This is a genomic window from Modestobacter caceresii (genome assembly GCF_000761485.1).
In the GTDB taxonomy this organism is placed as follows: domain Bacteria; phylum Actinomycetota; class Actinomycetes; order Mycobacteriales; family Geodermatophilaceae; genus Modestobacter; species Modestobacter caceresii.
In genome coordinates this window covers 1-21,366 of record NZ_JPMX01000025.1, presented here as the reverse complement: position 1 = coordinate 21,366, position 21,366 = coordinate 1, and the positions used below count along the sequence as shown (strand labels likewise).

At 75.4% G+C, this 21,366-nt stretch carries 24 protein-coding genes; 11 read left to right on the top strand and 13 right to left on the bottom strand.

What is annotated here, in order from left to right; genetic code table 11:
* Nucleotides 1–40 precede the first annotated feature (40 nt).
* The 5 genes from arsB to IN07_RS08005 are packed head-to-tail and all read left to right on the top strand — an operon-like array spanning nucleotide 41 to nucleotide 4,077.
* On the top strand, nucleotides 41–1,171 hold the full coding sequence (arsB, locus tag IN07_RS08025) for an ACR3 family arsenite efflux transporter (RefSeq protein WP_036334988.1): 1,131 nt from the start codon (nucleotides 41–43) through the stop codon (nucleotides 1,169–1,171).
* Complete coding sequence (locus IN07_RS08020) at nucleotides 1,168–1,809, top strand: arsenate-mycothiol transferase ArsC (protein ID WP_036334987.1); 642 nt, start codon at nucleotides 1,168–1,170, stop codon at nucleotides 1,807–1,809. The genes arsB and IN07_RS08020 overlap by 4 nt, the downstream gene beginning before the upstream one ends.
* Nucleotides 1,806–3,215, top strand: coding sequence for an FAD-dependent oxidoreductase (locus IN07_RS08015; RefSeq protein ID WP_036334984.1), 1,410 nt, complete (start codon nucleotides 1,806–1,808; stop codon nucleotides 3,213–3,215). Before IN07_RS08020 ends, IN07_RS08015 begins: the two co-directional genes overlap by 4 nt.
* A gap of 26 nt (nucleotides 3,216–3,241) precedes the next feature.
* The gene (locus tag IN07_RS08010) at nucleotides 3,242–3,655 is read left to right on the top strand and encodes an arsenate reductase ArsC (RefSeq protein ID WP_036335061.1); all 414 of its coding nucleotides are present in this window, start codon (nucleotides 3,242–3,244) and stop codon (nucleotides 3,653–3,655) included.
* Nucleotides 3,652–4,077 carry an arsenate-mycothiol transferase ArsC gene (locus IN07_RS08005; RefSeq protein WP_081975269.1) on the top strand — a complete coding sequence of 142 codons (426 nt, stop codon included), beginning with the start codon at nucleotides 3,652–3,654 and terminating at the stop codon, nucleotides 4,075–4,077. The genes IN07_RS08010 and IN07_RS08005 overlap by 4 nt, the downstream gene beginning before the upstream one ends.
* A 38-nt stretch (nucleotides 4,078–4,115) precedes the next feature.
* Here the strand turns inward: IN07_RS08005 and IN07_RS08000 are convergent, their stop codons facing one another.
* Nucleotides 4,116–4,571 (bottom strand): hypothetical protein, encoded by a 456-nt coding sequence (locus IN07_RS08000; protein ID WP_036334981.1) that lies wholly within the window; start codon nucleotides 4,569–4,571, stop codon nucleotides 4,116–4,118.
* A gap of 71 nt (nucleotides 4,572–4,642) precedes the next feature.
* Here IN07_RS08000 and IN07_RS07995 point away from each other — a divergent pair, with 71 nt between their 5' ends.
* Nucleotides 4,643–5,896 carry an APC family permease gene (locus IN07_RS07995; RefSeq protein ID WP_036334980.1) on the top strand — a complete coding sequence of 418 codons (1,254 nt, stop codon included), beginning with the start codon at nucleotides 4,643–4,645 and terminating at the stop codon, nucleotides 5,894–5,896.
* Here IN07_RS07995 and IN07_RS07990 read toward each other — a convergent pair.
* On the bottom strand, nucleotides 5,860–7,113 hold the full coding sequence (locus IN07_RS07990; protein WP_036334979.1) for an MFS transporter: 1,254 nt from the start codon (nucleotides 7,111–7,113) through the stop codon (nucleotides 5,860–5,862). The genes IN07_RS07995 and IN07_RS07990 overlap by 37 nt on opposite strands.
* A complete protein-coding gene (locus IN07_RS07985) occupies nucleotides 7,113–8,519 on the bottom strand; it encodes an FAD-dependent oxidoreductase (protein WP_036334978.1) in 1,407 nt (468 codons plus the stop codon). Before IN07_RS07985 ends, IN07_RS07990 begins: the two co-directional genes overlap by 1 nt.
* Before the next feature lie 94 nt (nucleotides 8,520–8,613).
* Between IN07_RS07985 and IN07_RS07980 the strand changes: the two genes are divergently transcribed.
* On the top strand, nucleotides 8,614–8,973 hold the full coding sequence (locus IN07_RS07980; protein WP_052091025.1) for an ArsR/SmtB family transcription factor: 360 nt from the start codon (nucleotides 8,614–8,616) through the stop codon (nucleotides 8,971–8,973).
* Nucleotides 8,974–8,992: 19 nt separating this feature from the next.
* Here IN07_RS07980 and IN07_RS07975 read toward each other — a convergent pair whose 3' ends face one another.
* A complete protein-coding gene (locus IN07_RS07975; protein ID WP_036334976.1) occupies nucleotides 8,993–9,793 on the bottom strand; it encodes a DUF998 domain-containing protein in 801 nt (266 codons plus the stop codon).
* A 49-nt stretch (nucleotides 9,794–9,842) separates the two neighbouring features.
* Between IN07_RS07975 and IN07_RS07970 the strand changes: the two genes are divergently transcribed.
* Complete coding sequence (locus IN07_RS07970; RefSeq protein ID WP_036334974.1) at nucleotides 9,843–10,175, top strand: YnfA family protein; 333 nt, start codon at nucleotides 9,843–9,845, stop codon at nucleotides 10,173–10,175.
* A 9-nt stretch (nucleotides 10,176–10,184) separates the two neighbouring features.
* On the opposite strand, the gene IN07_RS07965 is transcribed toward IN07_RS07970, so the two are convergent.
* Nucleotides 10,185–10,610, bottom strand: coding sequence for a hypothetical protein (locus IN07_RS07965; RefSeq protein ID WP_036334972.1), 426 nt, complete (start codon nucleotides 10,608–10,610; stop codon nucleotides 10,185–10,187).
* Nucleotides 10,611–10,711: 101 nt separating this feature from the next.
* On the opposite strand from IN07_RS07965, the gene IN07_RS07960 reads away from it, so the two are divergent.
* Nucleotides 10,712–12,229 (top strand): Mur ligase family protein, encoded by a 1,518-nt coding sequence (locus tag IN07_RS07960; RefSeq protein WP_036334970.1) that lies wholly within the window; start codon nucleotides 10,712–10,714, stop codon nucleotides 12,227–12,229.
* 43 nt (nucleotides 12,230–12,272) lie between these two features.
* Complete coding sequence (locus IN07_RS07955; RefSeq protein WP_036334968.1) at nucleotides 12,273–13,484, top strand: MFS transporter; 1,212 nt, start codon at nucleotides 12,273–12,275, stop codon at nucleotides 13,482–13,484.
* Between the two features lie 66 nt (nucleotides 13,485–13,550).
* Here IN07_RS07955 and IN07_RS07950 read toward each other — a convergent pair whose 3' ends face one another.
* The 3 genes from IN07_RS07950 to IN07_RS07940 all read right to left on the bottom strand — a co-directional run bounded on the left by IN07_RS07950 (nucleotide 13,551) and on the right by IN07_RS07940 (nucleotide 15,302).
* Nucleotides 13,551–13,754, bottom strand: a complete 204-nt coding sequence (locus IN07_RS07950) for a hypothetical protein (protein WP_036334966.1) — start codon at nucleotides 13,752–13,754, stop codon at nucleotides 13,551–13,553.
* A gap of 91 nt (nucleotides 13,755–13,845) precedes the next feature.
* Nucleotides 13,846–14,205, bottom strand: a complete 360-nt coding sequence (locus tag IN07_RS26655) for a hypothetical protein (RefSeq protein ID WP_269429953.1) — start codon at nucleotides 14,203–14,205, stop codon at nucleotides 13,846–13,848.
* A 104-nt stretch (nucleotides 14,206–14,309) separates the two neighbouring features.
* Complete coding sequence (locus IN07_RS07940) at nucleotides 14,310–15,302, bottom strand: helix-turn-helix domain-containing protein (RefSeq protein ID WP_036334964.1); 993 nt, start codon at nucleotides 15,300–15,302, stop codon at nucleotides 14,310–14,312.
* A gap of 201 nt (nucleotides 15,303–15,503) precedes the next feature.
* On the opposite strand from IN07_RS07940, the gene IN07_RS07935 reads away from it, so the two are divergent.
* On the top strand, nucleotides 15,504–16,190 hold the full coding sequence (locus tag IN07_RS07935) for an alpha/beta fold hydrolase (protein WP_231558054.1): 687 nt from the start codon (nucleotides 15,504–15,506) through the stop codon (nucleotides 16,188–16,190).
* A 250-nt stretch (nucleotides 16,191–16,440) separates the two neighbouring features.
* On the opposite strand, the gene malQ is transcribed toward IN07_RS07935, so the two are convergent.
* From malQ to IN07_RS07910, 5 genes are all read right to left on the bottom strand, one after another.
* Nucleotides 16,441–18,369 carry a 4-alpha-glucanotransferase gene (malQ, locus tag IN07_RS07930; RefSeq protein WP_036334963.1) on the bottom strand — a complete coding sequence of 643 codons (1,929 nt, stop codon included), beginning with the start codon at nucleotides 18,367–18,369 and terminating at the stop codon, nucleotides 16,441–16,443.
* Nucleotides 18,370–18,426: 57 nt separating this feature from the next.
* Nucleotides 18,427–19,635: an MFS transporter gene (locus IN07_RS07925; RefSeq protein ID WP_036334961.1), complete on the bottom strand. Its 1,209-nt coding sequence runs from the start codon at nucleotides 19,633–19,635 to the stop codon at nucleotides 18,427–18,429.
* Nucleotides 19,632–20,156 (bottom strand): TetR/AcrR family transcriptional regulator, encoded by a 525-nt coding sequence (locus tag IN07_RS07920; protein ID WP_036335056.1) that lies wholly within the window; start codon nucleotides 20,154–20,156, stop codon nucleotides 19,632–19,634. The genes IN07_RS07925 and IN07_RS07920 overlap by 4 nt, the downstream gene beginning before the upstream one ends.
* Before the next feature lie 77 nt (nucleotides 20,157–20,233).
* Nucleotides 20,234–20,803, bottom strand: a complete 570-nt coding sequence (locus tag IN07_RS07915) for a sugar O-acetyltransferase (protein WP_036334960.1) — start codon at nucleotides 20,801–20,803, stop codon at nucleotides 20,234–20,236.
* Between the two features lie 40 nt (nucleotides 20,804–20,843).
* Nucleotides 20,844–21,366: ATP-dependent helicase C-terminal domain-containing protein (locus IN07_RS07910; RefSeq protein WP_036334959.1), on the bottom strand; the 523-nt coding region annotated here is incomplete at its 5' end.

The following is a 21,366-nucleotide window of genomic DNA, read 5'->3' as shown; positions in this document are numbered from 1 at the left end:
ACGACGCCCCGCTCGCGGGGCCGAGGAGCAGCCCACCCCCATGAGCGATCTCGCCGCGGAGACCCCCCGCTCCGGCACCGACCTCGAGACACCGGTGCTGGCCCGGTTGTCGACCCTGGACCGCTTCCTGCCGGTGTGGATCGTCGCCGCGATGGTCCTCGGGCTGCTGCTCGGCCGGTTCGTCCCCGGGCTGGACGACGCCCTGGACGCCGTCCGGGTCGGTGAGGTGAGCCTGCCGATCGCCATCGGGCTGCTGCTGATGATGTACCCGGTGCTGGCCAAGGTCCGCTACTCCGAGCTCGACCGGGTCACCGGCGACCGCAAGCTCCTCGGCGCCTCGCTGGTGCTGAACTGGCTGGTCGGGCCGGCGCTGATGTTCGCGCTGGCCTGGCTGCTGCTGCCCGACCTGCCCGAGTACCGCACCGGGCTGATCATCGTGGGCCTGGCCCGCTGCATCGCCATGGTGCTCATCTGGAACGACCTGTCCTGCGGTGACCGCGAGGCCGGCGCCGTCCTGGTGGCGATCAACTCGGTCTTCCAGATCCTCGCCTTCGCCGTCCTCGGCTGGTTCTACCTCCAGGTGCTGCCCGGCTGGCTGGGGCTGTCGACCACGTCGGCGGAGTTCAGCTTCTGGGCGATCGTGCTCTCGGTGCTGGTCTTCCTCGGCATCCCGCTGGTCGCCGGGTTCCTGACCCGCACGCTCGGCGAGCGCGCCAAGGGCCGCGACTGGTACGAGGGGAGCTTCCTGCCGAAGATCGGTCCGGTCGCCCTCTACGGCCTGCTGTTCACCATCGTCATGCTCTTCGCCCTCCAGGGCGACGCGATCACCTCCAACCCGTGGGACGTCGCCCGGATCGCGCTGCCGCTGCTGGCCTACTTCGCGCTGATGTTCGGTGGGTCGTTCCTGCTCGGCATGCGGCTGGGGCTGGGCTACGCCAAGACCGCGACCCTGGCCTTCACCGCGGCCGGCAACAACTTCGAGCTCGCCATCGCGGTGGCGATCGGCACCTTCGGGGTCACCTCCGGGCAGGCGCTGGCCGGCGTCGTCGGGCCGCTGATCGAGGTCCCGGTGCTGGTCGGCCTGGTCTACGTCTCGCTCTGGGCCGCCCGGCGCTGGTTCCCCGGCGACCCCACCGTCCCGGCACGCAGCAACGAGGGAGTGTCCCGATGACCGCAACGCCCCGTTTCGCAGGACTGCTGGACCCCCAGGTGGTGCTCCGACGGCACGTCGAGGACCTGTCGGCCCGGTTCGCCGGCATGGTCAGCGCGGAGACCGTCGAGCGGATGGTCTTCGAGTCCTACGCCGCCCTGGGGCGCACCGCCCGGGTCAAGACGCACCTGCCGGTGCTCACCTGCCGCTTCGCCACCGAGCGGCTCACGGCCCTGGCCCAGGCCAAGGGAGCGCTGGCCAAGGAGGCGCCCGAGGTCCTGTTCGTCTGCGTGCAGAACGCCGGTCGTTCGCAGCTGGCTGCGGCGATGGTGGAGCACCTGTCCGAGGGGCGCGTGCACGTCCGGTCGGCGGGCTCGATGCCCGCCGACCAGGTCGACCCGGTCGTGCTCGAGGTGCTGGAGGCTCGCGGCATGACGGTGACCGACGCCTTCCCCAAGCCGCTGAACGACGACGTCGTCCAGGCCGCGGACGTGGTGATCACCATGGGCTGCGGGGACGCCTGCCCGGTCTACCCGGGCAAGCGGTACCTGGACTGGAACGTGGCCGACCCCGCCGGCCAGCCGCCGGCCGCGGTCGAGGCGATCGCCGCCGACGTCGAGGGGCGGGTGCGGGGGCTGCTCGCCGAGCTCGGCGCATGAGCCGCCGTCTGGTCGTCATCGGCGGCAGCGACGCCGGCATCTCCGCCGGGCTGCGGGCCCGCGAGGTCGACCCGACCGCCGAGGTCACCGTCGTGGTGGCCGACGCGTACCCCAACTTCTCCATCTGCGGGATCCCGTACCTGGTGTCCGGGGACGTGCAGCCCTGGCAGTCCCTGGCCCACCGCAGCCACACCGACCTCGAGGCGGCCGGGCTGACCCTGCGGGTCGACACCCGCGCCACCGCCATCGATGTCGCGGGTCAGCAGATCACCGTGACCGGCCCGGAAGGCGCACCGGAACAGCTGGACTACGACGAGCTCGTCGTGGGCACCGGCGCCGTCCCGGCCGTGCCGCGGATGACCGGGCTCGGCGGACCGAACGGTCTCGGGCCGGACGACGGCGTCCACCTGCTGCACACCATCGACGACACCCATGCCCTGCTGGCCGGTCTGACCGGTCGCACGGTGCACTCGGTGCTGATCGTGGGCGCCGGCTACATCGGGGTGGAGATGGCGGAGGCGTTCGTCGCCCGGGGCATCGCCACCACCGTGGCCCAGCGCCCCGCCGAGGTGCTGCCCACCGTGGATGCCGCGTTGGGTGCACTGGTCCGCAGCGAGCTGGAGGGCCACGGGGTCGAGGTGCTCACCGGCACCGGCGTCACCGGGCTGGCCCGCACCGCCAACGCCCGGATCGCGGTCTCCGGGGACGGGTTGGACCGGACCTTCGACCTGGTGCTCGTCGTGACCAGGGTCCGCCCGGACGTGCAGCTGCTGGTCGACGCGGGGGCACGGACCGGTGCCGGTGGTGCGGTGCTTGTGGACGAGACGATGGCCACCGGGCTGCCGCACGTCTGGGCGGCCGGGGACTGCGTGGTCACCCACCACCGGTTGATGGGCGTCACCTACCTGCCGCTGGGCACCACGGCCCACAAGCAGGGCCGGGTCGCCGGGGCCAACGCCGTCGGCGGGCACGCCCGCTTCGCCGGCAGCGTCGGCACCCAGGTGGTGAAGGTCTTCGACCTGGTCGTCGCCCGCACCGGTCTGCTCGAGCACGAGGCACGGACCGCCGGGTTCCGCCCGGTCACCACCCAGTCGCGCCCGGACGACCACAAGGCCTACTACCCGGGCGCCCGGCCCCTCACGGTCCGGGTCACCGCCGACGCCGACACCGGCCGGCTGCTCGGCGCCCAGCTGGTCGGGCGGCTGGGCAGCGAGGTCGCCAAGCGCGCCGACGTCTTCGCCACCGCGCTCTTCCACGCAATGACGGTGGAAGGCCTGGCCGACCTGGACCTGGCCTACACCCCGCCGTTGGGCTCACCCTGGGACGCGGTCCAGCTGGCCGCCCAGGCCTGGAGCTCCGAACACCGACCCCCCGCCCGCGCCGCACGATCGGCGGCGCTGGCGTGACCATCCGCACGACCGAGGAGAACCCCGTGAACGACCGCCCCAGCGTCCTGTTCGTCTGCGTGCACAACGCCGGCCGCTCCCAGATGGCCGCCGGGTGGCTGCGCCACCTGGCCGGCGACGCCGTCGAGGTGCGTTCGGCCGGCTCGGTGCCCGGCGACCAGGTGAACCCGTCCGCGGTCGCGGCGATGGCGGAGGTCGGCATCGACATCTCCGACCAGCGGCCCAAGGTGCTGACCACCGACGCCGTCGAGGCCTCCGACGTCGTCATCACCATGGGCTGCGGGGACGCCTGCCCGGTCTTCCCCGGCAAGCGGTACCTCGACTGGGCCCTGGAGGACCCGGCCGGCAAGGGGGTCGAGTCGGTGCGCCCCATCCGGGACGAGATCGAGGGCCGGATCCGCGGCCTGCTCGCCGAACTGCAGGCGCCCGTCACCCGATGACCGGCCGGCCCAGCGTGCTGTTCGTCTGCGCGCGCAACTCCGGGAAGTCGCAGCTGGCCGCGGCGCTGATGGCGGACCTGGCCGGGGACGCCGTCGAGGTGCGCTCCGCCGGGACGGCGCCCGGCGACGCGCTGAACGAGCAGTCGGTCCGGTCCCTGGCCGAGCTGGGCATCGACATCACCGGCGAGCACCCGAAGCCGGTCACCGAGCAGCTGGTGCGGGACGCCGACGTCGTGGTGACCCTCGGCCGGGAGGCCCGCGTCGAGCCGGTGCCCGGAACCCGCTCCGTGACCTGGGACGTCGACGAGCCGTCCGCGCGCGGCATCGAGGGCATGGACCGGATGCGGCTCGTCCGGGACGACATCACCCGGCAGGTGCGGTCGCTGGCCGCCGAGCTCGGCGTCGACCTGCGCCCGCGATGAGCCCACGTCCGGGGTGGGTCCGGGGACGCGGCCTCCGGTCAGGTGCTCGCGTCGGCCTCCTGGTCGGCGACCAGGTGGGTGACCGTGACGCCGGTGACCTTGCGCAGCCGGGACGGGAGGTCGCGGTGCAGCCACCGGGAGAGCCCGTGGGGCAGCGTGGAGACGATGATCTCGTCGGCGGTGAAGTGGCGCAGCGTGGTGCGGACCGCCTCCAGGGCGTCCGGGTCGCCCACCTCGCCGGTGACCGTGGCCCCCAGCGACCCGAGCTGGTCGAGGGCGTGGTCCAGGCGCTGCGCCGCGAGCGCGTAGGCGCGGTCCGCCGGAGCGGGGCCCAGGTGCCGGTAGGCGCTGGGGACGTCCACCTGGTCGTCCAACGGCGTGGCCGGTGCCACGACGTGGAACTCGTGCGTCTCGGCGGCGACCCGCTCCTCCACGGCCGCGCTGAGGGTGTCGGTGGTGAGGGTCTGGTTGGCGACGATCAGACAGCGGCGCATCCTCGTCCTCCCATCGGGTCGGGCACCCACTGTGACCCCCGTCATGGTCATGCGCCAGCCCGGGTGCTGCGGTGAGCGTCGGACCGGGCCTGTCCCGCCGGCTCGGCACCGGTGACGCGGTCGTCATCGGCCTGGGGTCGATGATCGGGGCGGGCGTGTTCGCCGCCTTCGCCCCGGCCGCGCAGGCCGCCGGTGCCGGCCTGCTGATCGGGCTGGCGATCGCCGCCGTGGTCGCCTGGTGCAACGCCACCGCCTCGGCCCAGCTCGCCGCGCAGTACCCCGCCTCCGGCGGCACCTACGTCTACGGGCGGGAGCGGCTCGGGGACTGGTGGGGCTTCCTCGCCGGCTGGGGCTTCGTGATCGGGAAGACGGCCAGCTGCGCGGCGATGGCACTCACCTTCGCCGCGTACGCCGCGCCGTCCGGCTGGCAGCGCCCGGTCGCCGTGGCCGCCGTGCTCGCGCTCACCGCGACGAACTACCGGGGTGTCACCCGCACCGCCGGGCTCACCCGGGTGATCGTCACCGTCGTCCTGGTTGCGCTGACCGTCGCGGTCGCCGCGATGCTCGTCGGCGGCCCGTCGGGCGGGCCGGCCCCGGGGGACTGGGCGGTCGAGGGCGGCGTCCTGGGGGTGCTGCAGTCTGCCGGGCTGCTGTTCTTCGCCTTCGCCGGCTACGCCCGCATCGCGACCATGGGCGAGGAGGTCCGCGACCCGGCACGGACCATCCCGCGCGCTGTCCTGCTGGCCCTGGGGCTCACCGTCGCGGTCTACCTGGTGGTCGCGGTGTCGCTGTTGACGACGCTGGGCGCCGACGGCGTCGCCGCCACCGCCGAACCGCTGGCCGCCGCCGTGGCCGCCGGCAGCTGGGACTGGGCCGGGCCGGTCGTGCGCATCGGCGCGGCCGCGGCGGCGCTCGGCGCGCTGCTGGCCCTGATCGCCGGCGTCGGCCGGACCAGCCTGGCGATGGGCCGCCAGGGCGACCTGCCGCGGTACCTGGCCGCGGTGCACCCGCGCTTCTCCGTGCCGCACCGGGCCGAGGTCACCGTCGGCGTCGTCGTCTGCCTGCTCGTGCTGACCGTCGACCTGCGCGGCGCGATCGGCTTCTCCTCCTTCGGGGTGCTGCTCTACTACGCCGTCGCCAACGCGGCGGCGTTCACCCAGGACGGCGAGCACCGGCGGTTCCCCCGGGCGCTGCAGGTCCTCGGCCTGGTGGGCTGCCTGGTCCTGGTGGCGACCCTGCCGTGGCAGGCCGTGGTCGGCGGCAGCGCGGTGTTCGCCGTGGGCATCGCCTACCGGGCCACCCGGCTGCGGCTGGCGGCTCGGTGATCCCCTGAAGCGCTGCTGTCCGCCAGGAGCCGTCCGCTGAACGCAGCGGCGCCGGCCGCGACCGCCACGAGCGCGGCCAGCCCGGCGAACGTCGCCGGGTAGCTGCCCACGGACTCGGCCAGCGCGGTGCCCGCCCACGGGGCGAGTGCGGCGGCTGCGGTGATCGGGGCGGCGAACCAGCCCGACAGGGCGCCGTACCGGGCGCTGCCCCACCGGTCGGCGACGACGGTCGCCTGCAGCAGCGTGGCGGCGCCGCGCGCCGCCCCGACGAGGACGGCCAGCCCGATGAGCAGCGGGGCCGGCCCCGGGACCGCGGCCAGCAGGCCGATCGCCAGGGCGGAGGCGGCCAGGATGACGACCGTCCGCGTGGCGGGGGTGGTCCGGGCGGTGAGCGGGGCGTAGCCGATCCGGCCGAGCAGCTGGCCGGCGCCCAGCAGACCGAGCGTGGTGGCCGCCAGCGACGCCGACATCCCCCGCCCGGTGAGCAGCGGGATCAGCGTCAGGCTGGCCGCGTACATGCCGAAGGCGGTGAGCGTGAGCGCCCCGGACAGCAGCAGGAACCCGGAGCTGGACACGATCGAGCGCACCGACGCCGGGGTGCCGCCCCGGTGGTCGGGCTCCGGCGCCGGCGTCCAGGGCGGCGTGAGCGCCAGGGCGTGCATCGGGATCGTCACCACGGCCAGGACGCCGGCCAGCACCAGGTAGGTGGCCCGCCAGCTCAGCTCCTCCAGGAGCAGGCTGGTCAGCGGCGCGAAGACCGTGCTGGCGAGCCCGGCCACGAGCGTCAGCGTGGTCAGCGCCCGCACCCGGCCGGGCCCGTACCAGCGGGTGAGCGCGGCGAACCCGGCCTGGTAGAAGACCGCGGCCATGGCCACCCCGGCCACCAGCCAGGCGACGACGAACCACGCCAGGCTGGGTGCCAGCCCGATGCCCGCGGCGGCGGGGGCGGCCAGCAGCGAACCGGTGGTCATCACCCGCCGGGGGCCGGTGCGGTCCAGCCACCGCCCGACCGGGATCCCCGCCAGCGCGGAGACCACCAGCCCGGCCGAGAACGCCGCGGTGGTCGCCGACGCCGACCACCCGGTGTCGGCGGTGATCGAGGCCAGCGCGACCGGGAAGGCGTAGTACAGGACTCCCCAGCTGACCACCTCGGTGGCACACAGCGCCGGCAGCACGTGCCGGGGCGGACGCCGGTGGACGTCCGCGGAGCCGCTCATCAGTCCGCGGCGGAGGTCCCGACGGGCACCGGCTGCGGCGCCGGGCCGCAGCAGCTCGCCGGCTCCGCCTCCGCGGACCGGCCGTGCGCGCTGCCGGTGGGGAAGCCGACGCCCGCGGTCTCGGCGGCCTCCCGAGCGCCCAGGTCGGTGCTGCACACCCCGGTCGAGGGCAGGCGCAGCTGCACGCGGTCGGCTGCCTCGAGGTCCCCGGCGAGCGCGGCGGCGATCGAGCGCACCTGTTCGTAGCCGGTGGCCAGCAGGAACGTGGGGGCGCGGCCGTAGGACTTCATGCCGACCAGGTAGAAGCCCTCGTCGGGGTGGGTGAGCTCGCGGTGCCCGTGCGGGGGCACGGTGCCGCAGGAGTGGAAGTCGGGGTCGATCAGCGGAGCGAGCTGGGTCGGTGCCTCCACGCCCGGGTCCAGGGACAGCCGCACCTCCCGCAGCACGTCCAGGTCGGGGCGGAAGCCGGTGGCGGCGGCCAGCGCGTCGACCTGCAGGTCGACCGCGGCGCCGTCCCGGCCGGTGCCGGTCACCCGGAGCCGGCCGTCGCCGGTGGGTGCCACCTCGGTCAGCGTGACCTCGCGGTGCAGCTCGACGTGCCCGGCCCGGACGGCGGCCTTCAGGGTCGAGCCGAGCAGCCCGCGGGCGGGCAGCCCGTCGGAGTCCCCGCCGCCGTAGAGCCGGGCGGGGGAGCGGCCCCGGATCGCCCAGCTGATCTGCGTGCCGGGCGCGCTGCCCTGCAGCTCGACCAGCGCCAGCAGCGTGTTCGCCGCCGAGTGCCCCATGCCGATCACCAGGGTGTGCTCCCCGGCGAACCGGGCCCGGTCCCGGCCGAGCACGTCCGGCAGCGGACCGACCAGCCAGTCACCGGCCTGCTCCTCGCCGATCGCGGGGAGACCGGCAGCGCCCAGCGGGTTGCGCTGGCCCCAGGTGCCGGAGGCGTCGATGACCGCACGCGCGGTCAGGTCCTGCACCCGGCCGTGGACGACGGTGCGCACCACGTAGGCCCGGCCCTCCCGCCCGACGGTGCGGGTCTTGTCCACCCCGGCCCGGCTCACCGCGACCACCCGGGTGCCGGTGCGGATCCGGCCGGCCAGCTGCGGCGTCGCGGCGAGCGGTGCCAGGTACCGCTCGGCGAGCTCGGCGCCGGTGGGCAGCGCGGTGCGGTCGGGGGACTCCCAGCCGGTCTGCTCGAGCAGCCGGACGGCGGCGTCGTCGACGTCGTACTCCCAGGGGGAGAACAGCCGCACGTGCCCCCAGGCCCGCACCGCGGACGCGGGCTGGTCGCCGGCCTCCAGCACCAGGGGTTCCAGGCCGCGCTCCAGCAGGTGGGCGGCGGCGGCCAACCCGACCGGGCCGGCACCGATCACCACGACCGGCAGGTCGTCCGTCATGTACGCGCTCATGCGGTCAGGACTCCTCGCTCGTCGACAACCAACGCCGGGTGACGTTAACAGCGAACACTGTTGACAACAACCACTGTGTGGCAGACTGTCCGGCATGCGCCAGGACCTGGACGTGCGACTGCTCGACGTCGACGAGCTGACCTCTCCCGCCGATCGTGCCCGCCTGCTCGCCCCGCAGCTGAAGGCGCTCGGCGACCCCAACCGGCTGCACCTGCTCCTGCTGCTGGCCGAGGGGCCGCGCACCGTCCGGGAGCTGACCGACGCCGCCGGCATGAGCCAGACCCTGGTCAGCCACCACCTGGCGCCGCTGCGCGACCAGGGGCTGGTCACGAGCACGCCGAGGGGGCGGAGCAACGTCTACGCGCTGTGCTGCGAGGCGCTCGCCGGGCCGGTCAAGGCACTCGCCACGCTCGCGGCGCTGACCCCCGAGGGCGCCGACGCCTGCTGCTCCTGACCGGCGGTGCGCCCCGGCCTCAGCGCCGCCGAGGGGCCCAGGGGTCGTCGGGGTCGAAGTCGTCGGCCTCGTCCGCGGCGTCCGTGTCCGGGCGCGCCGCGTCCGGGGCCGGGTGGCGGGTCGCTGCCTCCAGGGCGGCGTCCCGCTCGGCGGCCCGCCGGGCCCGCTCCAGCCGGGCGTCCTCCCGCAGCTGCCGGCGGCTCGGCGTCCCGTCGGGGTTGGTGAGCGCCAGCCAGTCGTCCTTCTGCCGCCACAGCAGGGCGCCGGCCAGGGGGAGGCCCAGCGGCACGACGTACCCGGCCACCCGCTCCATGCCGCCCTCGCCGAGCCCGATGAACACCGCGGAGGCGAAGAAGATCGTGCCGATCACGCCGACGAGCCCCAGCACGGCCAGCGTGGTGCCCACCGCCTCCGAGCGGGGCCGCACCCCGTAGGCCAGGGCGATCAGCCCGATCGCCCCGGCGACGAAGTGCACCCCCGCCGCGACCGTGTGGAACGTGGTGTCGCCGTCGGAGGGGAAGAGCCCGACCAGCAGCACCCCGAGCCCGGACAGGCCCAGCAGTGGGCCGGCCAGGCGGCCGCCGGTGCCGGACAGCCCGGGTCGCAGCAGCACCGCCCCGGCGATGATCAGCAGCCCCTGCAGGAGGAAGGAGGCGTTCATCAGCACCCGGGCCGGCGAGGTGGCCGTCCCGAGGTCGCTGATCACGTCCGCCGAGTACGAGTAGCCGTCGTACTGCAGTGCAGCGATCGCCTCGACGACGAAGAACTGCAGGGTCAGCACCCACGCGAGCCCGCCCCAGCGGTACCGGCTGTCCGTCACGGTGAGCCATGGTCCCAGCCCCGGCTGTGCGAGCGGCAGACTGCCCGGTGTGACGATCCGCTCCATCGCCCTCTTCGTGCTCGCCGCACTGCTGGAGATCGGCGGCGCGTGGCTGGTCTGGCAGGGCCTGCGGGAGCACCGCGGCTGGCTCTGGGTGGGCATCGGCATGGTGTCGCTCGCGCTCTACGGCATGGTCGCCACGCTGCAGCCGGAGGCCGCCTTCGGCCGGGTGCTCGCCGCCTACGGCGGGGTCTTCGTCGCCGGGTCGCTGCTGTGGGGGATGGCCGCCGACGGCTTCCGGCCCGACCGGTGGGACGTCGGCGGTGCGCTGGTCTGCCTGGTCGGCGTCGCGCTGATCATGTACGCGCCCCGGGGCGCCTGAGCGACTCGGTCAGGCGGTGACTCCGGCGTGGGCGAGCACGGCCGCGTACTGGCCGGGCGACAGCCACGACGGGTTGCTCCCCGCGGGCATCCGCAGCACCTCGGCCGCACGGGTCGCCGGATCGGCCAGCAGTTCCGCGCGGTCGACCGGGTGGGCCAGCCGGGTCCACCGGACGGCGACCGCCGGCCCGCCCGGGGCGGCGTCGTCCACCGGCCCGGCCAGCTCACCCAGGGCGTGCACCCCGGGCCGGTCGCGGCCGCTGACCCACAGCAGGCACGCCTGGCCCGGCGACATCAGGCTCAGCCGGTAGGAGGGCCGCACGCACCGGTCCAGCACCGCCGCGTCACCCGGCCGCCACCGGGGGGCCAGCGCCTCGGGCGGCCGGTTGCTCTTGAGCACCCAGCAGGCGACGTCGGCGGCGGTCAGCTGCGGCACGGCTCGAGCCAACCAGCCGCGCGGCACCTCGGCGACAGGACGGTCGTGGCCCACCGGATCTCGCGCTGCCGGGTGCGCGCCGCTGCCCTACCGTCGACCGGGTGTCGCTCCCCGCGGTCCCCTGGGCTGCCGTCGAGTCCCGCGCCCGCAGCGTGGCCGCCGGTCCCGTCGTCCGCTCCGGTGGCGCCGACCACCTGCTGGTGCGCGACCTGGTCACCGACTCGCGGGCGGTGACCCCCGGCTGCCTGTTCGCCTGCGTCCGCGGGGCGCGCAGCGACGGCCACCGGTTCGCCGAGGCCGCCCTGGCCGCCGGGGCCGCCGCGCTCCTCGTCGACCGTCCGCTGCCGCTGGACGCACCGCAGCTGCTGGTGCCGTCGGTCCGGGCGCTGCTCGGGCCGCTGGGCGCCCTGCTGGCCGGCGACCCCGCCGCGCACCTGCGGGTGGTCGGCGTGACCGGGAGCAACGGCAAGACGACGACCAGCACGCTGGTGCGCGGCGTGCTCGAGGCCGCCGGCGAGTGCGCCGGAGTGGTCACCACGCTCGGGGCACGGGTGGCGGGTCAGACCCGCGGCACCCGGCTGACCACCCCCGAGGCGCCGGAGCTGCACGGGCTGCTGCGCTGGATGCTCGACGCGGGCGCGACCAGCGCGGTGGTGGAGGCGTCGTCGATCGCGCTGGACGTCGGCCGGGTCGACGCCGTGCACGTCGAGGTGGCGGTCTTCACCGGCTTCGAGGAGGACCACCTCGACCACCACGGCACGATCGAGCAGTACTGGGCGAGCAAGGCGCTGCTGTTCACCCCCGAGCGCACCGACAGCGCCGTCGTCGTGGTGGACGACCCGTGGGGGCGCCGGCTGGCCGACCAGGCGCGGGTGCCGGTGACCCGGGTGAGCACCCGGCCGGAGGTGCCGGCCGACGTCCGGGTGGTGGGCTGGCGCACCGGCCTGGACGGCACGAGCGTGGTCGTCGAGGACGACGGCGGGCGGCACTGGATCTGCTCGCCGCTGGTCGGCCGGGTGCACGTGGGCAACATCGCCGCCGCCTGGGCGACCGGCCGCTCGCTCGGGCTGGCGCCGGAGACCATCGCCGCGGGCCTGGCCGCGACCGCGGCACCGGCAGGGCGCAACACCCTGCTCCGCGGGCCGGGTGGACCGCTCGTCGTCGTCGACTACGCCCACACCCCTCGGGCCCTGGCCGCCGCCGTGCAGACCGCCCGCGACCTCACCGGTCCCGGCGGGGAGGTGCACCTGGTGCTGGGCGCCCGCGGCCGCCGCGACCGGTACAAGCGCCAGGGGCTCGGCGTCTCCGCCCGCGCCGCCGACACCGTGTGGCTGACCAACGAGGGCAGCCACGGCGAGCGGCCCGAGGCGATCGTCGAGGAGCTGCGGGTCGGGCTGATCGGCGGCAGCGCGGTCGTGCACACCGTGCTCGACCGCCGGGAGGCGATCACCGCGGCGGTGGAGGCCGCCGGGAGCCGGGACGTGGTGCTCGTCGTCGGTCGCGGTCACGAGACCACGCTGACCGACGACGGCGCCCCGGTGCCCTTCGACGACGCCGAGGTGGCGCAGGAGGCCCTGGACTCCCGGGCCGACGAACTGGTGGCCGAGCAGGCCAGCTGACCCCGCCGCGGGTGCCGCGCGGCACACGGGCAGGCTCCCGGGCGTGACGACGGGGGAGTGGCCGGGCCACCGGGCCGGGGAGCCCGGCTTCCGGCGGGCCGCGACCGCCGTCTTCCTCGCCGGGATCGCCGTGTTCGTCAGCCTGTACGCCCCGCAGGCCCTGCTGCCGGAGTTCAGCCGCTCCTTCGAGGTGACCCCGGCGGCCTCGACGCTGGTCATCTCGGTGAGCACCGCCGCGCTCGCCGTGGGGCTGCTGGTGCTCGGTCCGCTGTCGGACCGCCGCGGCCGGACCGGCATCCTGCACGCCAGCCTGGCCGCCGCCGCGCTGCTCGCGGTGCTGATCGCGCTGGCGCCGGGGTGGGAGGCGCTGCTGGTGCTCCGCGGGCTTCAGGGCTTCGCCCTGGCCGGGCTGCCCGCCGTGGCGGTGGCCTACCTGCGCGAGGAGCTGCACCCGGCGATGAGCTCCCGCGCGATCGGGCTCTACGTCAGCGGCACCGCGATCGGTGGCCTGTCCGGCCGGCTGCTCACCGGCGTGCTGACCGAACTGGGCGGCTGGCGGACGGCGCTGGGCGGGGCGGCGGTGGTCGCCGTCGCCTGTGCGGTCGCCGTCCGGCTGCTGCTGCCCCCGGCCCGACGGTTCACCCCGCTGTCACGGCAGGGGAGGCTGCTGCGCCAGCTGGGCTCGGCGTTCACCGACCCGGCGCTGCTGGCGCTGTACGGGCTGGCCGCGCTGCTGATGGGCGGGTTCGTCGCCGTCTACAACGCCGGCACCTTCCGGCTGGAGTCCGAGCCGTACTCGCTGACGCCGGCGGTGGCCGGGCTGGTGTTCCTGGCGTACCTGCTGGGCTCGGCGAGCTCGCCGACCGCCGGCTGGCTGGCCGACCGGATGGGCCGGCGGGTGGTGGTGCCGGGAGCGGTGGCGCTGATGGCGGCCGGCATCGCACTGACCCTGCCGACGCCGCTGTGGTGCGTCGTCCTGGGGCTGTGCGTGCTGACCGTCGGGTTCTTCGCCGCCCACGGCGTGGCCAGTGGCTGGGTGGCGGCGCGGGCCCAGCTGGGTGGCCGGCCGGTCGGGCAGGCGGCCTCGCTCTACTCGTTCTGGTACTACGTCGGCTCGTCTGTGGGCGGCACCCTGGCCGGCCGGGCCTGGCAGGACGCCGGCTGGCCTGGCGTCGCCCTGCTCGCCGGTGGGTGCGCGCTCGCGGCCCTGATGCTCACCGGCGCGCTCGGCCGCACCCGCTCCCTGCAGCCCTGACCGGACGCGACGAGGGCGGTGCCCCGGGTCGTCCCGGGGGCGCCGCCCTCGTCGGAGCCGGTCGGCTCAGCCCTCGGTGGCGTCGTGCTCGTAGGCGCCGGCCGGGTTGGCATCGTCGGACTGCACCGCCTGGCGCTCCAGCTCGGTGCGGTGCTCGAGCACCTCGTCGGACAGGTGCGGGTCCTTGGCGTGCTCGCTGCGGTCCCGGGGGGCCGGCTCCTCGGTGGTCATCACGTCGTCGAGCGTCGGCTCGTCGTGCGGGCTGGTCATCGCGTCCTCCGCTCTCGTGGCCCGGCGGTTCCGGGCGGCGTCCCCTCCTCGGTATCCCGGGATGGGCCACCCGCAAACCGGGAAGGCCTCGTCAGCCCTGCGCCAGCTGCTCAGCGGGGAGCCAGGCCTCCACCAGCACCGGGCCGTGCGTGCCGACGACGGTGTAGGCGACCCGGCCGTGCCAGCCGTCCTCCCGCTGCCGCCACTCGACCAGCAGGCCCGGCCAGGTGCCCGGTGCGTCGGGCGGGTCGTGCACCCAGCAGTGCCGGCCGTGGCCGCCGGCCGGCCGGCGGACGGTGTCGGCCGGGGGCGCGGGCCCGGCCGGCGGTGGCCCGGACGGCGGTGGCCCGGAGGGCGGTGGCGCGGACGGCGGTGGCCCGGGGAACCCGGACCGGGCCGCGCGGTCGGCCAGGGAGCCGGCGTGCCGCCCCCGCTGCATCCCCCCGGCCACCCGGACATCCTCGCACGCCGGTCGAACACACGTTCGACGCGCGCGGGAGCTGCGTCGAGTGACAGCTGAGCGGGCCTCCCGGCCCCGGGATCCCCGCTCAGCTGTCACTCGACGCCGGCGGCGCCGGCGTCGGCGGGCGGGGACGTCGCCGGGGGTGGTCGCTGGTCGCGCCACTCCCGGGGCGTCGTGCCGAAGGCGGCGCGGAACCGGCGGCTGAAGTGCGACGGGTCGCCGAACCCCCATGACCGGGCGACCGCGGCGATCGGCCGGCCGCCGGGCCGCGCCAGCTCGGCCCGGGCGCCTTCCAGGCGCTGGTCGATGACCCACTGCTCCAGGCTGAACCCGGCTGCCGAGCACAGCCGGTAGAGCTGGCGGACGCTGATCGCGTGCTCGGCCGCGATGCGGGCGGCGTCGAGGTCTGGGTCGGTCAGGTGCTGGTCGACCCAGGTGCGGATCCGGGTCAGCAGGGTCTCGCCCGGCACGGTGCAGGTCCTGCCGTCCGCATCCGCCGCGGAGATGACCAGGGCCCGAGCCAGCTCCACGGTGGCCACCGACAGCGCCGGCCACCCCGGGTCTGCGGTCAGCCTCTCGGCGTCCCGGGTCACCTGGGCGACGTGCGCCCGGACCAGCTCGTACAGCGGGCTGTCCGCCACGTGCGGTGCCGCCCTGCGCACGACGTCCACCGACAGCCCGAGCCGGGCGACCGGGATCTGCAGGGCCCGGCCCGCGCCCTCGGTGTCGCCCCAGGAGAAGGAGCAGGGGGAGGTCACGTCGGTGACCGCGAGGGTGCCGGGGGCCAGGACACGTCGCCGGCCGCCCTGCTCGTGCCGGCCGGTGCCGCACTCCTGGACGTAGAACGACACCACCGGCTGGGTGTCCGGCGGCTGCCGGCGGCGGCTGACGGCCAGGGGGCCCACCACGTCGGCGCGCAGCACCGGCAGGCCGCCGAGCTGCCAGGCGTCCAGGCGCACCTGCACCGGTGCCGTCGGCTCGCGCAGCCACACCCGGGAGTTCATCCCGGCCTGCAGCCGCGCGACGACGGCGGCCGGACGGCGGTCGGCGCCGGTGAGCTGTCGGCTGTCCAGGAGCGTGACCATCGCGCCTCCCCGTGCGGGTGGTCGGCGACGCTGCCGCGAGCACCGACATCCTGCCGCCCCGACCGACTGCGGGGAAGGGCGTCCGTCCCGGGTGGTCGGCACGCAGGGGCCAGCACCGGGCGCCGAGGGCACAGTCCCGCGGCGGCGTCGTCCCTAGCGTGCTCAGCGCCAACACCCGCAGCACCCACGAAGGAGACGCCAATGCCCGTCCTGGAGCACGACGGCATCGAGACCTACTACAAGGACTGGGGGACCGGTCAGCCGATCGTGTTCAGCCACGGCTGGCCGCTGTCGTCGGACGACTGGGACGCCCAGCTGATGTTCTTCGTGCAGCACGGGTACCGGGTGATCGCCCACGACCGCCGGGGCCACGGTCGCTCGACCCAGACGAGCGACGGGCACGACATGGACCACTACGCCGACGACCTGGCGGCGCTCACCGCCCACCTGGACCTGCGCGACGCGGTGCACGTGGGGCACTCGACCGGCGGCGGCGAGGTGGTGCACTACATCGCCCGGCACGGCCAGGACCGGGTCGCCAAGGCGGTGCTGATCAGCGCGGTGCCGCCGATCATGGTGCAGACCGACGCCAACCCGGGCGGGCTGTCGAAGAGCGTCTTCGACGGCATCCAGGAGCAGGTCGCCAGCAACCGCTCGAACTTCTACCGCGACCTGCCCGCCGGGCCGTTCTACGGCTTCAACCGGCCCGGGGTGGAGCCGCAGGAAGCCGTCATCGCCAACTGGTGGCGGCAGGGGATGATGGGTGGCGCCAAGGCCCACCACGACGGCGTCGTCGCGTTCTCCCAGACCGACTTCACCGACGACCTGAAGAAGATCACGGTCCCGGTGCTGGTCATGCACGGTGACGACGACCAGGTCGTGCCCTAATAGGACTCCGCGCCGCTGTCCGTCGAGCTGCTGCCGAACGGGACGCTGAAGACCTACGCCGGCTTCCCGCACGGCATGCCGACCACCGAGGCGGCCACGATCAACGCCGACCTGCTGGAGTTCATCCGGAGCTGACGGCGGCCGGGGTGCGTGTCGGCACCCCGGCGGTGCTCACCACGGGCTGGTGGCTGCCTCGCGATGGCGCAGGCAGCCACCAGCCCGGTCTCGCCCCACGATGCGGGGCGGGTGCTCACCTGTGCTTGGTCCGGGTGCTCCGGCCGGTGCTCTTGCTCCGCTTGCCGCTCTTGACCTTGCCCTTGGTGGTGACCGGGTGCAGCCCCGCGCCCAGCACCCCCGCGACGGCCTGGACGCCAGGGTGCGCGGCCAGCTCCTCGGTGGGCACCGGCAGCGGCAGGCACCAGTTGGGCCGGTCGTTCGCGCCGGGCATGTTGGGCCGGCGCTCCTCGGCGAGTGCGTCGTCCAGCGTCGCCGACAGCAGGGTCGACGGCGCCGTGGCCAGCTGCCGGTGGGCCGCCTCGACCGCCTCGGCCGGGGTGGCGTCCTCGGCGATGAAGCCCAGGTGCCCGAGCAGCGAGGTGCGGCCGCGCAGCAGTTCCTCCTCGGTGCCCAGCCCGCGTTCCCGCTGCTCGGCCAGGTCGGAGCCGGTCCACAGCCCGGCGACCGTCGGCAGGTCGTGGGTGGTGATCGCGGCCATCGCCTCGGCGGGCCACTGCGCGGGCTCGTCGTCCTCGAACCACAGCAGCCGGTAGGACAGGATCCCGTGCTCGGCCATCGCCTCGCGGACGCCGTCCTCGACGGTGCCCAGGTCCTCGCCGACGACGATGGCCTGCGCCCGGTGGCTCTCCAGGGCGACGATGTCCAGCAGGTCCTCGTGCGGGTAGCGGACGTACGCGCCCTCGGCCGCGCTGCCGTCCGAGGGCACCCACCACAGCCGGAACAGACCCATCACGTGGTCGACCCGCAGGCCGCCGGCACCGGCCATGGTCGCCCGGATCGACTGGATGAACGGCTCGTAGTCGGCGGCCTGCAGCCGCCAGGGCACCAGCGGCGGGGACCCCCAGTCCTGGCCCTGGCTGTTGAAGGCGTCCGGCGGTGCGCCGACGCTCACGCCCTGGGCCAGCACGTCCTGCCAGGCCCAGGCGTCCGCGCCGCCGCCGGCCACCCCGATCGGCAGGTCCTGGATCACGGTGGTGCCCTCGGTGGCCGCACGGAGCTGGACGTCGAGCAGCCACTGCAGCCAGGCGTGGAAGGCGATCTCCCGCTCGTGAGCGGTCACGAAGTCGGCCACGGCGGCGCCGCGGGGGTCGCGGAGCGGCTCGGGCCAGGTGTGCCAGTCCGGGCCGTGCTCGTCGGCGAGCGCGCACCAGGTGGCCCAGTCCATCAGCGGCTGACCCTGGTGCCACCACCAGTCGCGGAAGGGCCCCTCGTCGACCCCGGCATCGAAGACCCGCTGGAGCACCCGGCGCTTGAGTGCCCAGATGGCGTCACGGTCGATGAGCTCGCCGTCGTTGAGCGCCCGGCCGGCGTCGGCCTCGACGTCGACGGCGTCGGCGCCGGGCACCTCGGCGATCCGCAGGTAGACCGGGTTGCGGAACCGGCGGGTGGCCGGCAGGTAGGGGCTGTCCTCCTGGCCCGGGGTCGGGGCGACCGCGTGCAGCGGGTTGACCAGCACGAAGCCGGCGCCCTGCGCCTGGGCGAACTCGCGCACGGTGCGCAGGTCACCGAGGTCGCCGATGCCCCAGCTCTCCCGGCCCCGGGTGGCGTACAGCTGCACCGCCCAACCCCAGGCGCGCCATCCCTCGGGCAGCCAGCAGCGCCCGGGGGAGACGATCAGCCGCCGCTCCCGGCCGTCGGGGGTGCGCAGCCGGTGGTAGCCGAGCGGGAAGTCCTCGGGGAGCTCGCCGTCGACCTGGCGGGTCTGCCCGTCCTCGCACTCGACGTCGGCGCGGTCGACCTCCAGTGCGTCCCCGGGCCGGGCGACGATCGGCGCGCGGTCGAGGAGGTCCTCGGGCGGGGTGCCGATCACCTCCCGCAGCCGGTCGATGGTCGGCTGCGCGATCGTGTGTTCCTCGTCGAGGGCGTCGAGCCAGCTGGCGTCGATGCCCCATGCGTCCGTCGTCGGGGCGCCGGTCACGGGATTCGGGGCGGTGCTCGTCACCCCACGATCCTCACCGGTCGGGGCCGGCTCTGCCGAGTGGGGTGGCTGCGGAGGTGGTCACACCCGGTCCGCCGGCGTCCGGACCGGCGGGCGCAGCGAGTCGGCGACCAGCACGGCCACACCCAGCAGGACGGCGACGACGACGAGCGCGCGCAGCACGGTCACCTGCTGCCCGAGCAGCCCGATCAGCGGCGGCCCGGCCAGGAAGGCGCAGTAGCCGATCGAGGCGACGACGCTGACCCGGGCGGCCGCTCGCGCCGGGTCGTCGGCCGCGGCGCTCATCCCCGTCGGGAAGCCGAGCGAGGCGCCGGCACCCCAGAGCAGGGCGCCGAGGAAGGCGACCGGCGGGGACCCGAACACGAACAGCAGCAGCCCGACGACGGCGAGCCCGGCCAGCAGCCGGACCACCGGGACCCGGCCGTGCCGGTCGAGCAGCGCCCCGCCGAACCACCGGGCCAGGGTCATCGCGGTGAGGAACAGCGCGAAGCCGAGCGTGCCCACGGTCGGCGAGGTGCCGTGGCCGTCGATCAGCGCGACCGCGAGCCAGTCGTTGGCGGTGCCCTCGGCGAAGGAGAAGGCGAGCACCACGACGCCGATGAGCAGGGTGCGCGGCTCCCGCCAGGCCGCCAGGGCGCTGGCGCGCTCGGTCGGGACGCCGTCGGCGTCGGTGTCGACGTCGGGCAGGAAGGCGCGCGCGGCCAGGGGGACGACGACCGCCACGAGGACGGCGACGGCGGCCAGGTGGGCCGGCACCGGGACCTCGAGGGCGACCATGGCCGCCCCGATCAGCGCGCCGACCACCGTGCCCAAGCTGAACCCGGCGTGCAGACGGGACATGATCACCCGTCCCAGGTGCCGCTCGACGACGGCGCCCTGCACGTTCATCGCCACGTCCCAGGCGCCGTTGGACAGGCCCATCACGAACAGGCCCGCCACCAGCACGGCGACGCCGGTGACCGTGCCGACGGCGATGACACCCAGGGCGGCGCTGAGCAGCAGCGCCATCACCGCGACCGTGCGGCGCGAGCCGATCCGGCCGATCAGCACCCCGGACAGCGGGAGCGCCACCACCGACCCGGCGGCCAGCGCGAGCAGCACCAGGCCGAGCGCGCCGGGGTCCAGGTCGAGCCGGTCGCGCACCTGGGGGATGCGGGAGGCCCAACTGGCGAAGGCGAAGCCCGCGCCGATGAACGCCGCATACGTGGCGCGCATCGCGGCGGTCACCTGCCCCGGGGTGGGGGCCGGGCGGACGGCGGTGCTGGTCACCGGGGTGGCTCCTGCTCGTTCGTGGGGCGGACGGCCCGGGCGATGATCTCGGCGGTCTGGTCCCGGGAGACCGGTGCGGTGGAGAGCACTTTGTGCATGACCAGGCCCTCGATGAGGGCGTCGACACCGCGGGAGGTGGTCGGGTCCACGAAGCGCTCGAGCACGCCGCGGCTGCGCTGCATCCACCACTCGGTGACCGTGCGCAGCGCCGGGTTGCGCAGCGCCGCGAGGAAGAGCTCGTAGCTCACCGCCCAGTCGCGCTCGTCGGCGTCCGCGTCGGCGTGCACCAGGCCGGTGACGGCCTCGACGAACTCCGCGGTGTTGCCGACGGTGGCGAAGCGCGCCTCGTAGTCGGCCGCCATCTGCTCCGCGTGCCGGGTGAAGGCCTGGGCGAGGAGGTCGTCCAGGCCGGTGAAGTGGTAGGTGAGCGAGCCCAGCGGCACGTCCGCAGCGGCCGCGATCAGCCGGTGCGTCGTCCCGGCCACCCCGTGCTCGGCGATGACGTCGATGGTGGCGTCCACGATCCGCGAGGCCCGGTCCGGGTCGTGCCGCCGCGCCGGGCGCGCCTCGTCTCCCCGTGCGGGGCGCTCGGCGCCCGTCACCCGATGGGCCGGACGACCCGCGCCGGGCTGCCGACCGCGACGACGTCGGCGGGCAGGTCCCGGGTGACCACCGAGCCGGCGCCGACCACGGTGTTGGCGCCGATCGTGACGCCGGGGCAGACGATCACACCGCCGCCGAGCCACACGTTGTCCTCGACGACGATCGGCTCGGCGGACTCCCACTTGTCCCGGCGCGGGCCGGGCTCCAGCGGGTGGGTCGCGGTGAGCAGCTGGACGTTCGGGCCCATCTGCACGTCGGCGCCGATGGTGATCCGGGCGACGTCGAGGCAGACGAGCCCGAAGTTGGCGAAGGTGCGCGCACCGACCGTGGTGTGCTGGCCGTAGTCGCAGTGGAACGGTGCGCGGATCTCGCTGCCCGGGCCGAAGGCGCCGAGCAGCTCCTCGAGCACGGCACGCCGGGCGGCCCCGTCGGTGGGGTCCATCGTGTTGTAGCGATGGGTGAGCGACTGCGCCCGGGTGCTCTCGGCCGCCAGCTGCGGGTCGTCGGCGATGTACGGGTCGCCGGCCAGCATCCGGTCGCGCATCGAGCGCGGGTCGTCCGTCATGTGTACGAGCGTACACATCACTGTGTACGTCCGTACACAGTCATGTCCCGCGGGGCTTGGCCCGTCGGGTCGGGACGGCCGTGGCCGGGTCCTCCGGCCACGGGTGCCGGGGGTAGCGGCCGCGCAGCTCGCTGCGGACCGCCGGGTACCCGGTGACCCAGAAGCCGGCCAGGTCCGCGGTCGTCGCGACCACCCGGGACGCAGGGGAGAGCAGCTGCAGGCGCAGCGGCCGGCCCGCCACGACCGGTGCCGCCGCCCAGCCGAACACCTCCTGCACCCGCACCGACAGGGTCGGCACCGTGGGGTCGGCGTAGTCGACCCGCACGTTGGAGCCGGTGGGCACCTCGACCCGTTCGGGCACCAGCTCGTCGAGCCGCCCGGCCAGCTGCCAGGGCAGCAGTCCGCGCAACGCCGCGACCAGGTCGACCCGGGCCAGGTCCCGGCGGCTGCGGGCGCCGGACAGCGCCGCCCCGTCGGCCAGCGCGGCGAGCAGCGACCCGTCGTCCACGGCCGGCCACGGCTCGCCCAGCCCGGCGTGCGCGGCGGCCAGCCGTTCGCGCAGC